The organism is Mucilaginibacter sp. OK268 (assembly GCF_900103125.1).
Lineage (GTDB): Bacteria > Bacteroidota > Bacteroidia > Sphingobacteriales > Sphingobacteriaceae > Mucilaginibacter.
Genome location: NZ_FNJV01000001.1, coordinates 713,888 through 729,655, shown reverse-complemented (window position 1 = coordinate 729,655; position 15,768 = coordinate 713,888). Strand labels below are relative to the sequence as shown.

Here is a 15,768-nt window from a genome sequence, read left to right as displayed (position 1 = left end):
TGGCCGGATAAAAACATACAGCGAAAATAAAATTTAAATTTCAAAACCCGTATCCTTATTTTGTCATTTTAGGAAAAAGAGATAATGTCTTGTTATAAAAACGCGTCATTGCGGGGTTTTTTATCCTATTGAAGATTCTATCCTATTACCCTAAAACGTTTCCCCCAGGTTAAGGTTTATCGATGAGAAGTTTTTGCTCACACCGTAATCTATAGCAATATTGGTTCCTGATTTTTTATTGAATTTGATACGCAGGCCCGTACCACCTGCGGGATGCCAGTAAACAAAATCATGGGTATTGGGCTCGGTAACCGAGTTTACATTGGCAAACAAAACAAAGCCCAACAAACCGTTGCGGGTAATATCGCGCCGGTACTCGGTTTCAAAATATGCCAGCCTGTCGCCCCGATATCTGTTTTGCACAAAGCCTCTGCCCGACCGCTGGTAAGGTTCCCAACCCAGGCTGGGCAGGTTTAAATATGGGGTGCCCGGCGTAAGTGATGTCCAGAAATAAGACCAGAACGCCAGTACATTTTTAGGGCCTGAGTTGGTTAAGGATATATACTTGCGCAAGTCAATATACAAAGAGCTCCAGTTGGTATTACTCCCCAGCATTTTTGAATTTACGCGGTAAATTATATTAGCATAGGCGCCTGGCAAGGGATTTATAGAGTTTTTGCGGGTATCGTATAGTAAATTGAAAGTTACTCCCGATGAAAAAACGTTCTGATCTTTGGTGGTGCCATATTTATAGCCTGTAAAACTTTGCAGGTTAACATCTCCGTCGCTATCAATATCCTGGTAATAATCCAGGTCATAGCCTAAGCCTGCATAAAAGTAAGGCTTTATTCTTTTCATTACAGTTTGATAAAAACGCCCGTAATTGTAATTCACTAAAAACCGGTTACCTTCGGGTTGTTTGCCTCCCAGACCCCAGGTATATTGCGGATATACCAATACACGGGTATCGCCAACTATATTCCACTGATTGTTGTTGAGCCAGATATTTGACCTGATGGGCAGGCCATACCTCCCTTTAAAGTTAAAATAAGGGGTAAATATAAAACTGGACAGGTTGGTTGTTGCAGGATCACCAAGGTATACTGCTAATGATGTTGATGTAAAAAGGGCTTTACCACCACTCCGGCCATCCGACGAAGAAATAGGTAAAATGGAGAAGTAAACCTTCTTTTTCTCTAATGCAGTTATCTTCCGCGGTTTTATTTTAAACAAGGATCTGGCAATGTCAATAAGATCTTTCTGAACAACTGTATCAACAGGAACTTTAGCGGTGTCGGTAACGGTAGCCGTGCTTTGGGCCATTGCAACAAAAGGAAACAAACAAAAAAGTAATGCCGAAAACGCTTTAACCATTATATATTAAACCAAATACTGAATGTTACTGTTTTGTAAAATGCCTGTTATATTAACGCTCTAACGCTCAAAACGGGGTTTAAATTTTCATTTCGGCTATAAAATCTCAAATTATCCGCACAGCGGTTGCTGTTTTATAATACGGAACTGGCATGCCCGAAATAACAATTGCCCTTAAAATAACATAAAAAGCCCGCGATTTAAATAAACCGCGGGCTTTTTAACTATAATTAACATTTAGTGTGTTGTGGTTTGGGTATAGTGGTGGTGATGTTTTGGATGCGCCCTGCGCCATGCGGCACGGCGTTTTTTCTCATCAGCACGGCGTTGTTCGTTACCTATAATATAACCGCCGCCGGCCCCGATGGCACCACCAATTAGGGCTCCCCCAACATTATGGCCTATAAGTCCACCCGCTACGGCACCGCCGGCACCGCCGATGATGGCACCTTTAGCCTGTTTGCTCATTTTCTTTTTAGTTTGCGCCTGCGCATTAACTGTCAGCGTTAGCAGAAACGCTACAAACAGACAGGCATATATCATTAGCTTTTTCATAAAATATGTATTGATAAGTGTTAATAAATTATCTCTGAACATACTCATGCAAATAGCAAGCCGTATATATAAAAAGGGCCTTTAAATAACCTAAGGATGACATTTTACTTTAGAAAAGCCAGCACAGCTGCCGAAAACTGTATAGTTCTGGATGCACTATTATGATCGCCGGGAACATAATTAAGCTTTGAACCGGGGATTAATTTGTTAAGGGCAGTTTCCGATCCGTTATCATGATCGTCGGTACCGCAAATGATCATAACGGGTATTTTTACTTTGGCCAATTCCTGCGGACTTGTTGAGGGTTGATATTTTTGCTGTAGGGCCAGGGCTGTAACATCAAATGCGGGATTACTGTGGATGTAGTTGATCATGCCATCCACGTCATGAAAGGTAGTATCGCCCATGAGGGCTTTGTAAGCGTGGATGCGCCTGGGCCATTCCGGATTGGTATAGGCATCGCCCATGCCGCCCATCACCAGTTTTTGTACCTGCTTATCCAGCACCAATAGCCGCGAAGCAATAATAGAGCCGCGCGAATAACCTACCACATCATATTTTTTAAACTTAAGGCTGCCGGCCAATCCCATAATATCCTTGACTTCGGCATCATTGGCGTAACCAGCATCGGTATGGGGTTTGTCTGAACGGCCGTTGCCCCGCAGATCTAAAATGACCACTTTATAACCGGCATTTAACAGATCGGTATAAAGCTGACCTTTTTTCCAGCCTTCACCCGTGCCAGAAAAACCGTGCACCAATATCACTGGGAAGCCAACACCTTTTACCTCGTAATATATTTTGGTACCATCAACAGCAGTATAATAACTACCGGTGGATTGTTGTGCATGACCATTATAAGCAGTCAATAATAACAACGCCAGGACATTTAGGATGATGATACTTTTTTTCATGACGATGAGATATACTATTTGACAAACTGGTTGATGATCAAAACACCTATTAAACCAATAACCGAAACCAGCGATTCCATCACCGACCATGATTTGATGGTGTCCTTGATGCTCAGGTTAAAATATTCTTTATACAGCCAAAAGCCAGAATCGTTCACATGCGAAAATGCCAGGCTGCCTGCCCCTATCGATAGTACCATTAAGTTGGGGTTCACATGGTTTTGTACCACCAGCGAAGCCACAATACCCGCGGCCGTTAAACCTGCCACAGTTGCCGAGCCCAAACTGATACGGATGATAGCCGCGATAACCCAGCCTAAAACAAGCGGCGGCAGGTTAAACTGCTGTAACTGGGCAGCTATCTGGCCGCTTACACCACTGGCGGTCAATACTTCTTTAAATGCTCCCGAACCGGCTATAATCAACAAAATCAAAGCAATATCTTTAATGGCATCGGTATAATTAACGGCCAGTTGGCTCATTGTTTTGCCCTGTTTTATGCCCAAAGTAAAGGTGGCCACAATAAGGGCAATCAGCATCACGATGGATGGATCGCCCAGGAAAGCTACCAGTTTTAACAAGCCTGGATCTTTTATACCCAGGTACGGGAAAAACGCGGTAAGCATTAACAGCATCACCGGTAGCAGAGCGGTAAAAAAACTATTGAAGGCTCCCGGTAGTTTATCTTCGGGCAATTCTTCGGCCCGGAAGGTAGCCAGCGGCTCTGAGGGTATCTTTTTCAGGAAACGGGCAAATACAGGTCCGGCCAGTATAATGGCGGGGATGGCTATCATCAACCCATAAACAAAGGTGGTGGCCATGTTGGCATGGAACAATACCACCAACGCCGATGGTGATGGATGCGGCGGTAAAAAACCATGCGTTACCGATAGCGACGCCAGCATGGGCAAACCTATATATACCGCCGGTAATTTGTATTTGTACACTACCGAAAATATCAGTGGCACCATCAGCACAAAACCGATACCGTAAAACAGCGGGATACCTATAATAAAACCGGCAGTTACCAGGGCCCATTGTATGTATTTTTGGCCAACTGCATTCACCAGCACTTCGGCAATTTTTTGGGCGGCACCACTTACGGCTACCAGTTTACCCAGCATAGCGCCCAGGCAAATGATAATAAGCAACTGGCCCATAATATCGCCCATGCCCTTTTGTACCGATGCTGTAACCTTATTGATGGGGATGCCCAGCATCAAACCGGCGGCAATGGATACCAAAAGAAAAGCTATAAATGGATTAACCTTTGCCCAGCTCACCAGTAAAACAAGCAGGATAATACAGATCAGTATAGTTAGTAATGCCATGATTTAAAACCGTTATGTACAGGTAAGCAGCATGGTGAAGCCAGGCCGCATTGTTAGCTGCCTAAAGTAATAACAATATTTGAGTTTCGGATTTTTATAGACAAAACCGTTACAATTAACGGATCAGTTGCTACAAAAGCTGATCCCAATCAGCCTGTAAAGGCAGCAGGAAATAAAATTCGGCGCCTTTGCCCTCTTCGCTCTCTACAGCAATTTTACCCTGGTGCAGCCTGATGATCTCGGCCGATAAATAAAGACCAATGCCGAAGCCCGACAATCCACGGGTGCTCTCGTCCTCCACCCGGTAAAAACGCTGAAAAACATTTTGCTGATCCTGGGCTTTTAAACCCATGCCCTCGTCTTTTACACTTACCCTCACATTTTCACCAAGCTTTTGGGTTGTAATGGCTATAGCACCACCTTTAGGCGAATATTTTACGGCATTACTAATAAAATTACCAATTACCTGGCCTATCTTTTCTTTGTCGGCATTAGCCTGGATAGCTTGCTCACTTTTAAAAGACAAAACATGATCGGGGGCTATAAGCATTTTATCGGCTATCATTTCGGCAACCAATTCGTTCATATCAAAGGTTTGGGTATTGAGCTGTAGCTTACCCGACTCAATTTTTGACATATCCAGGAAACCATGAATAAGCCGGGTCATTTTGTTGACCTGTTTTTCTGATTTTTCAAGGGCATTTATAAAAAAATCATCGCCTGCTTTTTTAGCTTTTGATACCAGTAACTGCGTATAGGCTTTAAGCGAGGTGAGCGGGGTTTTTAATTCATGGCTGGCCATGGCTATAAAATCATTTTTCATGATCTCCTCCTGCTTGCGCTTGGTGATATCAATGGTAGTGCCCAGCATCCGCAAAGGTTTCTGATGTTCATCATATAAAACCTTACCTGTTGTTCTGATCCAATGGATTGACCCATTGGTCCAAACTATGCGGGTTTCAGACAAATAAATGCTGCTTTTCATCGCTTCTTCAAAAGCCTTGTCTACCGAATTTCTATCATCCGGGTGTATCGAGCCAAATAATTGCGGATAGGTTAACGTTTCATCGGGATCAAAACCAAATATTTCAGATAACCTTGGCGAAGCGATAACCTCATTGCTTAGCAGGTCCATATCCCAATTGGCTATGCCTGTGGCTTCAATGGCCAGGCGCAGGCGCTCTTCCGCATCCTCCAAAAGCTGCCTTGCTACTACCTGTTTGGTTACTTCGGTGGCCACAACCATCACCCCAACCGTATTATTGGTTCTATCCTTAACCGGCTTGTAAACAAAATCAAAATAAAATAAATTATGATGTCCGTTACGGTTAAGCCTTATTGGAGTTTCATAACCAAAATGAATGTGACCGCTTTTATAAACATCCTGTACCGGTTTTACATAAGGTAGCTGGTTGGATGGATCGAGGGCGAGGGCAAGCGGCCGACCAATAATATCGGCCTGTTTTCCCCATAGTTCCAGTATATTGGGATTAGCCGATTCAATAACAAGATTATTACCTTTTAAAAAACTGATGGCTACTGGAGCCTGTATGATCAGGTCATCAACACTTTGCCTTACAGCTATATTTTGATCTTTATTTTTCAAAACATTAATTAAAACAAAAAATAAATCAGGATCGGCCTTTTTTCTGACTCAATGATATAAAAAATAGTTAAGTTTGTATGTTATTTACCCGATAAAGTTTTTAGCCCAACCCATAGCTTTTTTGCTTTCTATATATTAGTTTTACATACATACTTGAGCACCTTTTCAGCCTTTTCACTTTTTAATATTTTTTATGTCAAAACGTATTTTAGTATTGGATGATAATCAGGACATATTAGATATTGTGCATGAAACCCTTACTTATGAACAGTTTGAGGTAAAAAGCACTTCCAACAGCCTTGAGGTATTGCCTTTAATGGAACAGTTTCTCCCAGATCTGGTTATACTGGATTACCGGGTTTCTGGTACCACTGGTGGTGAAATCTGCAAGAGTATCAAGCTACATAGCAAATTCAATAACATACCCGTCATCATATTTTCGGCCTATCTGAATAGCGACGATCACTTACTCAATTACGGTTGTGATGGTGTTATTAATAAACCTTTTGATCTTTCTGAACTGGTTGAAAAGGTTAATAACCTCATAAAAGCTGTTTAAATACGGGTATCCCATCTGCTTCATGGTTATGGTCTATCGCAAGCTGTGCTTCTATTTTTCCAATCAGCTATAAATCAGTTTTTTTATTCCATCCGGCAAACATTAGCATACAAATAAAAAACATTCTTCAAAATGCCATTTTATTGCCACATCTGTTAAAATATCCCCTTAAAAATCACATTTAACTAATAATCAAGCACTCGAGTTAAAATATTGATAATTATTATTAAATTTGTTAATAACAAGCGTTAAAGGATATTGATATACAACAAACCCCGGATCGTATATGGTTATTCCAGTAAACTCAATTGAATCTATAAGGTCGCAAGGTAAAAAAGTACCTTTGTGCCCTAAATGTAAGAATCAACTTGACAACCGCATACCAAGAGGCTTTTTCGTAAAAACTGTACTTTTCTTCCTACCCTTAAAACGTTACGTCTGCTACAGATGCCAGCGTAAACGTTATGTATTACGCTAATTAATCAAAACATTATTTTTTCTGTTTTTAATTAATTAATACATACGTAATAGTAAGTTTGCATTAATTAATACCCTATATTCATAGCGAGTGTTGTACTTTGCAAACTATTTTATTTATAGTGACCGACCTAAATTCAAGTACCCAGAAGAGAAAAAAGTATCACTGCTCTAAATGTGGTGAACCGTTCCATTTCCAGTTAAAGAGAAGCTGGTTCGTAAAAAAAGTATTGTACTTTTTACCCGTAAGAAAATATTTCTGCGCCAAATGCAAAAAAGCGTCTTATATTTTTGTTGATAAATCTCATGCTTAATCGCGGCAGGTGTTTATTTAAACGGGCATTAAAAACCTGTTTGTATTTCATTTAATACCTTTCACGAAAAAAAATCGCTTTATTATTAAGTATAAACAGCAATATTAAACTGTACTTTAGATACTTAACTATTACTTTGGTACAAGAATTGCTAAACTCAACACAGCTTGCTTTTTTACTATCTGAAAGCAATTTGTAGACGATACTTAAAGATAAAATATGAGACGGATATTAGCGGTTGATGACGACAGTGACATACTGGAGGTTTTACAATACATATTAGAAGATTCTGGCTATGAGGTAATAACTCTTGCAGACGGGCATTATCTTTTTGATAAAATAAAAGAAAGCCAGCCCGACCTCATATTATTAGACATTATGCTGGGCAATTTAGACGGCCGCGATCTTTGTAAAAGTGTTAAATCCCGTATAGAAACACATGATATACCGGTTATATTGATATCAGCAAGCCATGAGGTTTCCAAAACACTAAACCAAATTGGCGCCCCCGACGATTTTATAGCCAAGCCTTTTGACATTGACGTTTTGCTCAGGAGCATTAACCGGCAGCTGGATAGCGCTGCTTAAAATATAAAACAAAACGGGCTGCTTAATTAAGCAGCCCGTTTTGTTTTTAAGGTCCTTTTTAAACTCACCAAAGAGGTAATTTCTCAGGATCGATACCGATAGTTCCAGCCCTAGAAAACATCTCAATTATTTGAAAATCAGCCGATTTTAATTTTATCACGCAAAACTTAAAATTGTCATCAGTATTAATAGAAGATTTGAAAACAGATTTGGTAATATCCAAAAATAAATGGAAATTGCTCGAAGAGTTGTGTATAGAGAAACAGTTAATTGGCATTAATATTTTTTAATACATTAATGATCAATGCACCTCTTTTCTTCCATCTTTATATCAATTTTTAATCATACAACACGTTTAATATGAAAAAAGTAACGGGCATTGGCGGTGTATTTTTTAAATGCGATGATCCGAAAGGTATGAACGAATGGTACACCAAAAACCTTGGATTACCTAGCAGTGAATACGGAACAACGTTTGAGTGGCAACAAGCCGATGATCCGTCGAAAAAAGGCTCTACGTCCTGGTGCACGTTTCCGCAGGATACCAAATATTTTAATCCTTCAGCAAAGCCATTTATGATTAATTACCGGGTGGAAAATCTGGTTGCACTGGTAGATGAACTAAAAAAAGAAAACGTGACCATTGTTGATGAAATTGCGGAATATGATTATGGCAAATTCGTGCATGTACTCGATCCGGAGGGAAACATTATTGAGCTTTGGGAGCCAACAGATGAGTAGGATCAGCAAACCATAGTTCACGTATCGAATATAGCGATGGGGGTTATATTCAATAGGAGTGCCGCGAAGCGGTCCTGCCAGCTAACTTTATTTTTCCGGATCTGCTTTTTAATCACACAACACGTTACTTGAATATTTTAAATATCGATCCAAAAAACCAGTTCTCTTCGGCCTTCAGCATTGTGTCTAAAGTTTTGTTCACATTATTGGCCAGCCTGCTGATGTCGGTTACGGATGAATGGAATGCTTTAAAAGCAGGGTCTTTTTTATCCCCTTTCACCTCCGTCAGCTGACCTAATATTTTGATCACCGGGTCAAGCTCCCGTTTTTTGCGCTCTTCGGCCACCCGCCTGGCAATTATCCAGGTATCTTTTTCGGCATAAAAGTATTCTTTACGCTCGCCTGTTTTATGTTGCTTTTCAACCAGGCCCCAGTCTATCAGATCGCGCAGGGTCATATTGGCATTACCACGTGATATACTTAGCTCGGCCATTACTTCCTCGGTAGTTAAAGCCTCTGGCGAAACCAGCAGCAAGGCGTGTACCTGGGCCATGGTGCGGTTAATGCCCCACTCCGACCCCAGTTTACCCCAGGCCTCAATAAATTTCAGCTTTGCTTCTGCCAGTTCCATATACAAATATAAATAACTTTTTAAACTTTCAAAAATAAATGAAAGGTTATTTGGAAATTTAGGATATCGGATGTTCGATTTCGGATTTAGAAGGTTTGTCATGCTGAGCGCAGCGAAGTATCCATTGAACAACAGGCATATTGAAGAAGATCCTTGGTTTCGGTGCAAAACGCGAATCGACCAAAACGCGTCATTGCGAGGCGCAGGGATATTTTCTCCAACTCACCTCTCACTATTCACCACTTTTAGCTCCTTATCTATCTTTTTATTCCACTGCTCTTGTACGGCAACATTCATACCGTGGGCGGTTTCTGCATCGTACTGCTCCTGCATCACGTTCATTTCATGGTACGATTCCAGGTAATCTACATTAATGGGGCCATCATAATTATCTACCGGGAGTTTTTCCGCTTTCAGTTTTTGTTTAAACCGTTCTATGATGATCTTCACAATATCAAAATGCCGCTGTTCATGGTTCAGGCTGTAAGCATTTTTGCTATCATCTTTTACCCAGCAGGCGCTTTTGGGTACAAAGGCTTTCGTGCTCAGGTGCACGTGGATAATGCTTTTGCTTACCTCCACATCTTCATCATAACCAATGCTGGGTAAAACCTCGGCTCCAAAGCGGCTATTGCGGAGGGGCGTGGCCTTAAAATCATCCCACTGCAAGGGCCGCTTAGGCGAGTAATAAATAGTGTCCCCTTCAGTTTGTTCGGTGTAATCAGTAAAAGTGATCTTCACATCCCGGGCCAGTTTAATGTTGGTACCAGCCTCTTTATTTATCCAGGTGTTAAAAAATGTAAGGCTATACTCCAGCGCGTGGCGTAATACCATTTCGATATCAACCTCCTGGTTAATGTGCCGGTTATACCCCGCGCTGCCATTGTAATTGGTAAGATGTATATTTTGATCGTCTTTTTGCAGGTAAAAGGATAGCGACACTTTTACTTTGCCTTCTACATGATTACCCGGCAGGGCTGTTTCATCAAGCCTGAATTGTTCAATATGGATAATGATCGGTCTTAAGGTTTTGTCGGGAGGCAGGGCGGCAGTTACAAATTGCTTTATGGAGGCTAATGCTCCTCCTTTAAGGTCAACCGTATATTTTTCCGGGTTACCGGGACCGGGTGGCAATAACCATGCTACGGCGTTGCGGTCGGCACGGTTATCTGTTATACCGGCCACATAAAATTCTTTGGCTGTTATGGGCAAGCGCTCGTTATTTAAAACAAGCGGACCTATTACTTTCTGGGCCTTTAAAACCGGTGATGAAGCTAAAATAATGAATAACAACAGCTTAACCTGCAAGCCTGGCAGGCGCCAAAAGCAGGCCGCAAACAGTATAACCAATACAACACTACAGATCATACTATATAATGCATAATGTTCAAATAAATTGCCCGTAAGTGTAGTATTTGGTTACCTTTGGCCATCGATGCCAGTGCTATGGTTTTTGTTCAACAATTTTAAAGTTTTCCACACACATATTGTCTTTAGTATTACCTTCGTTAATTAAACGTGTTATCCACATTTGTTAATTACTTATGTTAATAGCTCTTTTTCGTTTCGCTAATTTAGCACCATCGTTAGTATGCGCTTTATGATCAAAATAAAATACATTTCCCTGTTAATCCCCGTATTTATTGTTTCAACGGCCAGCGCGCAGCAAAGTCCATCCTTCCAGGTATACCGCACTTATCATACCGCTATGGACCTGATGGACAAGGGCAAATTTGCCTCCGCTGCCGAGCAATTTCGCTCTGTTGAAGCATCACGCCTTAAAACAGCAACCCAGCCCCAGTTTGAATCGGAACTGTCGATGGTAAAAGAAAACAGCCAGTACTACGAGGCTTTTTGCGCCCTTAACCTGGGTAACGATGATGCCGAAAGCATGTTTTTACGCTTTATTAAGGAGCATCCCGAAAATCCGCTAACCAAGCTGGCTTATTTCCAGATCGGTAAATCGTATTTTAAACAAGGCAAGTATGAGGATGCTATCCGCTGGTTTGATAAAGTACAGGCCGGTGAACTTAACGGGCACGATAACACTGAGTATAAATTCCGTAAGGGCTATGCTTATTTCTCCCTTAAAGATTACAAGAATGCCCAGTTGCTTTTTGCCGAAGTAAAAAACAAACGGTCGGAGTATACGGAGGATGCCACCTACTATTTTGCGTACATAGCTTATCTGAATAAAGATTATCACCTGGCGCTGGCCAATTTTGAAAAACTCAAAAACTCCAAAAAGTACGAACGGAGCTACCCTTATTACATATCGGCGGTTTACTTTTTAGATAAACGCTATGATGATGTGATCAGTTACGCTGTGCCCATTGTAAATAGCACCCGCCAGGAGCATGAAACCGAAATGCTGCGCATTATTGCCGCATCATACTTTGCCAAGGCCGATTATGATAACGCGGTTAAATATTACGACCGTTTCCAGAATGGCGATCAGGGCAAAACCCAAAACACGCAGGATAGTTACCAAATTGGTTACACCTATTACAAGGTGGGCAACTACGCGAAATCCGCCGCTGAGCTGGAGCGTTTAATAGAACAGGGCGACGTGTACAGCCAAAGCGGTAACTATACGCTGGGCGATGTTTTCCTGAAAATGAATAACAAGCAAAGCGCACGTAACGCGTTTTTAGCTGCTTCCAAATTAACTTACGACAAGCAATTACAGGAAGACGCTTTGTACGAATATGCCAAACTATCTTACGAGCTTGATTTTAATACCGAAGCACTGGCGGCTACCCGTTTATATCTGAAGAATTATCCGCGCTCGCGTCGTAACGACGAGGTTAAGGTATTACTCGGTGAAGAATTGCTGAACTCCCGTAACTACAAAGAAGCAGTTGAGATACTGGAGCCGATACCTAACAAATCGGAAAGTGCACAGATAGCTTACCAAAAAGTGACCTACTACCGCGGTTTGGAATTTTACAATGAGCGTGCTTTTGAAAATGCCATTGGTATCTTTCTGCGTTCATTAAAAAACCCGGTGGATCCAAAAACCCAGGCTTTGACCACCTACTGGATGGCAGAGGCCATGTACGAGGTACGTAAATACGGTGAATCGGTAGAGAATTTTGAGGCGTTTTTAAGCATGCCTGAAGCTAAACAAACCGATCTGGGTAACTACGCCAACTATGCGCTGGCCTACGCTGCCTTTTATGGCGAGCAATATAAAAAAGCGGCCAACTACTTTGAAAAATTCTTGCGTGGCGATGTAAAAGATAAAAACACCGAGAACGACGCCATAACCAGGCTGGGTGACAGCTATTTTGTATTGAAAAGCTACAGCACCGCGCTTGATTATTATAACCGCATTATAGCCATGCACAACCAGGGCGAAGATTACGCCTTGTTTCAGCGCGGTATGATACAAGGATTACAAGGCTCACTGGATATCAAGATCGCTACGATGAATGATGTGCTGAACACATTCCCGAACTCGGATTATGCGGATGACGCCTCCTTCGAGATAGCTTATACCTATTTCCTGAAGAATGATGGCGATAAAGCCAAAACCGATCTGAATGCCATGATCCAGAAGTACCCGCACAGCAGCTATGTACCGCGGGCACTGGTTACCATTGGTTTGATCGACTACAATGCCAACCATGATGACCTGGCGATAGAATCATTCAAAAAAGTGGTTGCCGACTATTCCTCAACCGACGAAGCCAAACAATCGCTCAAACAAATTGAAAAAATATATACCGATAAAGGCGATGCCCAAACGTTTATCAATTACGCGGGTACCACTTCTATTGGTAACTATACTACTTCGCAACAGGAAGATCTGATGATCACCGCTGCCAACAACCTTTATTTAAAAGGCGATTGGCAGGGTGCTGTAGGCGCGGTTAACGCCTACCTGGATAAGTTCCCGAGCAAACAGATCTACGAAAAACAAGCTCGTTTTATACGTGCGCAAAGCTTGGTTAACCTGAACAGGTCGCAAGAGGCTGTTGTTGATTATAACATCATCCTGAACGATTGGACAAGCGCTTATACCGAGAAATCATTGATCAGCATGGCTAAGCTGTATATTTCACAGAAAAAATATAACGAAGCTATCGTGTTCCTGAAAAAACTGGAAACCAACGCCGAGTTTAAAGAGGATTACTCCTTCGCTATCAATAACCTGATGCTTTGCTACGCGCAGATGAACATGCCTGATGACGTGCTGAACTACGTAAAACAGATCAGGGGTAATGACAAGGCAGCCCAGGAAGATAAATTCCGTACCGGATTATATGCCGGCGAAGCTTACCTATTAAAAGGAGATACTACTGCCGCGGTTAAAGAGTTTGATTACACCGTAACCAACACCAAAACCGTAGCCGCCGCCGAAGCCAAATACAATATTGCCAATGTAGAATATTTAAAAGGCAGGTACAAAACATCCCAAAAAATGTGTTTCGACCTGGCTAAGGAAATGCCAAACTATGATTACTGGGTGGCTAAAACCTACATTTTGCTGGCCGATAACTATGTGAAGCTAAAAGATAACTTCCAGGCAAAAGCCACGCTGCAAAGTATCATTGAGAATTATAAGGGTAATGACGATATACTATCGACAGCTAAGCAAAAGCTGGGCGTATTAACGGGCAAACCTGTAAAAATAGAGGCCCCTGCACCAGATACAAGTGATAATAAACCGGCCCCGGCGGATACTACCAAAACCGGTCAAAACTAACAGGATGGCAAAGAATAATATAAAAAGACAAGCAATGAAATTAAAATACGTCTATACGCTGCTTACCTTAATAATAGCATTATACTTTGTCCCTGCACAAGCGCAAACAAAGAAACCGACAAAAAAGGCTACCACAAAAACCGCTGCGAAAAAGGCTCCGGCAAAAAAAGCTGCGGCAAAACCGGCAGCCAAAAAACCTGTTGCAAAAACCACCGCACCTAAAAAAGCAACGTCAAAAAACTTAGGTGATGCGGCGGCAAAATCTGCTGCTGATACTACCAAAAAAGGCGGTAATGGCAACAACGCTGATAATGGCGGCAGTCTTTCTGAAGAAATCGTGGTAACCACCGCTTACAAACCGGTACTAGCCGACGCGGTGAAAATACGCCGTAACCCCGACCTGGAAGATAAAGCTCCTTTTAAAGCCCCTTTGGTATACGCCCCGCTTGATAAAAGACAGGAGCAAAACTCCGAGATCAGGCAGTTGGAGGCTATGAAAAGGCCGCCTGAGCAGGACTCCGTTCTACTAAACAATTATGTTAAAGTAGGCGCCGGAAATATGAAATCTCTTTTTGGTGAAGCATATTTTTCCAACGGTCGCGATGAAGCTTTGCAGGTTGGCGGATACCTGAAACATTTTTCACAATCAGGGTCATTAGAAAAACAAAGCCAGAGCAAGGATGATGTTGGCGTATTTGGCAAAAGCATCCTGGGCGATAATAACATCAGCGGTCGCATTACTTATAACCGCTTAGGTACCAATTTTTACGGGTATGATCAATCTGTTCCCCCGGCCAGCACATTTGTACCCGGCAAGCAACATTTTAACACCATTGGCGCCGAAGCTGAACTGGCCAAGAACTATAAAGACGTAGAGAACGATTTTACCTACGCCCTGAAAATAAAAGGCTATGCCTTTAGCAATGCCTACCAGGCCAGGGAAAACAACATCGTGATCTCGGGCTTTCTTAACCAAACTGTAAAACAGTTTTACGCGGGTTTAAGCGGCTCTGTTGATCTGAACTCGCAAAAAGATAGTCTTTACAAACTCAGTAATAATATTTTACGCTTAAACCCTTATATCAAATTTCAGGGTACCAATTATAAAATTGACGCGGGTGTAAACATCGAGAAGGAATTTGGCGACTTTGGCAAGTTCTACATTTTCCCTGCCGCTAAATTAGAGGTACAGGTGATCCCGAAATATGTGCGTTTGTTTGTAGAAGCCAAAGGCGATATCAACCGGACATCTTTACATGACCTGGCTTACATCAACCCATTCCTTGGTCAAAATATCGACATCAAAAATTCGGTTGATCAGCTGGATATCAGCGCGGGCTTAAAAGGCACCCTTGCTCCCGGCTTAAGCTTTAAGGCCTCCGTGTTCCGCAACAGCATTAAAAACATGCCGTTACTGGTCAGCAATTTCGACGCCGAAGTAAACAAATTCAAGGTGATATATGACGACGGCAAAGCGCGCGTGAATGGCTTTAACGGCGAGCTTGATTTTAAAGCCAGTGATGATTTTAACATCTTTGGCCGTATAGAGATCAAAGATTACCAGATGGCATCAGAAGCACAGCCCTGGAACCTGCCTAAATTTTTGTTAACCGCTGGTACAGCTATCAATATTAACAACCAGGTAAGCATTACCGGTTCGTTATTGTTCCGCGGATCAACAAACGACAGGACATTTACAACTACAGGCGGTACATCAACTATGGTTCAAAAACCGATAGCCTCATTTGCCGACTTAAGCGGCGGCGTTCAATACAAGGCTACCCGCCAAATAACCGTATTTGTACAGGCTAATAATATTTTAAGCACCAGTTATCAAAACTGGTTATACTATCCTAACTACGGATTTAATATCTTTGGCGGCGTTGGGTATTCGTTTTAAACTATATGCCTAAAGGCCCTCCCCTTTGGGGAGGGTTGGGTGGGGCTCTTTTGATGTTTTATAATTA

General features: G+C 41.9%; 12 protein-coding genes. 5 read left to right on the top strand and 7 right to left on the bottom strand.

The genetic code is table 11. From position 1 onward, the window contains the following. Positions 1–150: 150 nt before the first annotated feature. From BLR84_RS02915 to BLR84_RS02895, 5 genes are all read right to left on the bottom strand, one after another. On the bottom strand, positions 151–1,374 hold the full coding sequence (locus tag BLR84_RS02915; RefSeq protein ID WP_090464059.1) for a BamA/TamA family outer membrane protein: 1,224 nt from the start codon (positions 1,372–1,374) through the stop codon (positions 151–153). A gap of 237 nt (positions 1,375–1,611) precedes the next feature. Beyond that, positions 1,612–1,929 carry a YMGG-like glycine zipper-containing protein gene (locus BLR84_RS02910; RefSeq protein ID WP_143013814.1) on the bottom strand — a complete coding sequence of 106 codons (318 nt, stop codon included), beginning with the start codon at positions 1,927–1,929 and terminating at the stop codon, positions 1,612–1,614. Positions 1,930–2,033: 104 nt separating this feature from the next. Then, positions 2,034–2,843 (bottom strand): alpha/beta fold hydrolase, encoded by an 810-nt coding sequence (locus BLR84_RS02905; RefSeq protein WP_090464053.1) that lies wholly within the window; start codon positions 2,841–2,843, stop codon positions 2,034–2,036. Between the two features lie 14 nt (positions 2,844–2,857). Continuing rightward, the gene (locus BLR84_RS02900) at positions 2,858–4,174 is read right to left on the bottom strand and encodes a gluconate:H+ symporter (RefSeq protein ID WP_090464051.1); all 1,317 of its coding nucleotides are present in this window, start codon (positions 4,172–4,174) and stop codon (positions 2,858–2,860) included. 130 nt (positions 4,175–4,304) lie between these two features. Next, entirely contained in the window at positions 4,305–5,780 is a 1,476-nt protein-coding gene (locus BLR84_RS02895) for an ATP-binding protein (RefSeq protein ID WP_090464048.1), read from the bottom strand. 193 nt (positions 5,781–5,973) lie between these two features. Here BLR84_RS02895 and BLR84_RS02890 point away from each other — a divergent pair, with 193 nt between their 5' ends. The 3 genes from BLR84_RS02890 to BLR84_RS02880 all read left to right on the top strand — a co-directional run bounded on the left by BLR84_RS02890 (position 5,974) and on the right by BLR84_RS02880 (position 8,459). After that, complete coding sequence (locus BLR84_RS02890; protein ID WP_090464045.1) at positions 5,974–6,339, top strand: response regulator; 366 nt, start codon at positions 5,974–5,976, stop codon at positions 6,337–6,339. Between the two features lie 1,010 nt (positions 6,340–7,349). Beyond that, a complete protein-coding gene (locus BLR84_RS02885; RefSeq protein WP_090464042.1) occupies positions 7,350–7,718 on the top strand; it encodes a response regulator in 369 nt (122 codons plus the stop codon). A gap of 360 nt (positions 7,719–8,078) precedes the next feature. Then, complete coding sequence (locus BLR84_RS02880) at positions 8,079–8,459, top strand: VOC family protein (protein WP_090464040.1); 381 nt, start codon at positions 8,079–8,081, stop codon at positions 8,457–8,459. A 124-nt stretch (positions 8,460–8,583) separates the two neighbouring features. Here the strand turns inward: BLR84_RS02880 and BLR84_RS02875 are convergent, their stop codons facing one another. Then, a complete protein-coding gene (locus BLR84_RS02875; RefSeq protein ID WP_090464037.1) occupies positions 8,584–9,090 on the bottom strand; it encodes a GbsR/MarR family transcriptional regulator in 507 nt (168 codons plus the stop codon). Between the two features lie 222 nt (positions 9,091–9,312). Continuing rightward, positions 9,313–10,458 carry a hypothetical protein gene (locus tag BLR84_RS02870; protein ID WP_090464034.1) on the bottom strand — a complete coding sequence of 382 codons (1,146 nt, stop codon included), beginning with the start codon at positions 10,456–10,458 and terminating at the stop codon, positions 9,313–9,315. Between the two features lie 232 nt (positions 10,459–10,690). Between BLR84_RS02870 and BLR84_RS02865 the strand changes: the two genes are divergently transcribed. After that, positions 10,691–13,801 (top strand): tetratricopeptide repeat protein, encoded by a 3,111-nt coding sequence (locus BLR84_RS02865; RefSeq protein WP_090465757.1) that lies wholly within the window; start codon positions 10,691–10,693, stop codon positions 13,799–13,801. A 34-nt stretch (positions 13,802–13,835) separates the two neighbouring features. After that, complete coding sequence (locus tag BLR84_RS02855; protein WP_176851929.1) at positions 13,836–15,701, top strand: porin family protein; 1,866 nt, start codon at positions 13,836–13,838, stop codon at positions 15,699–15,701. The last annotated feature ends 67 nt before the right edge of the window (positions 15,702–15,768 follow it).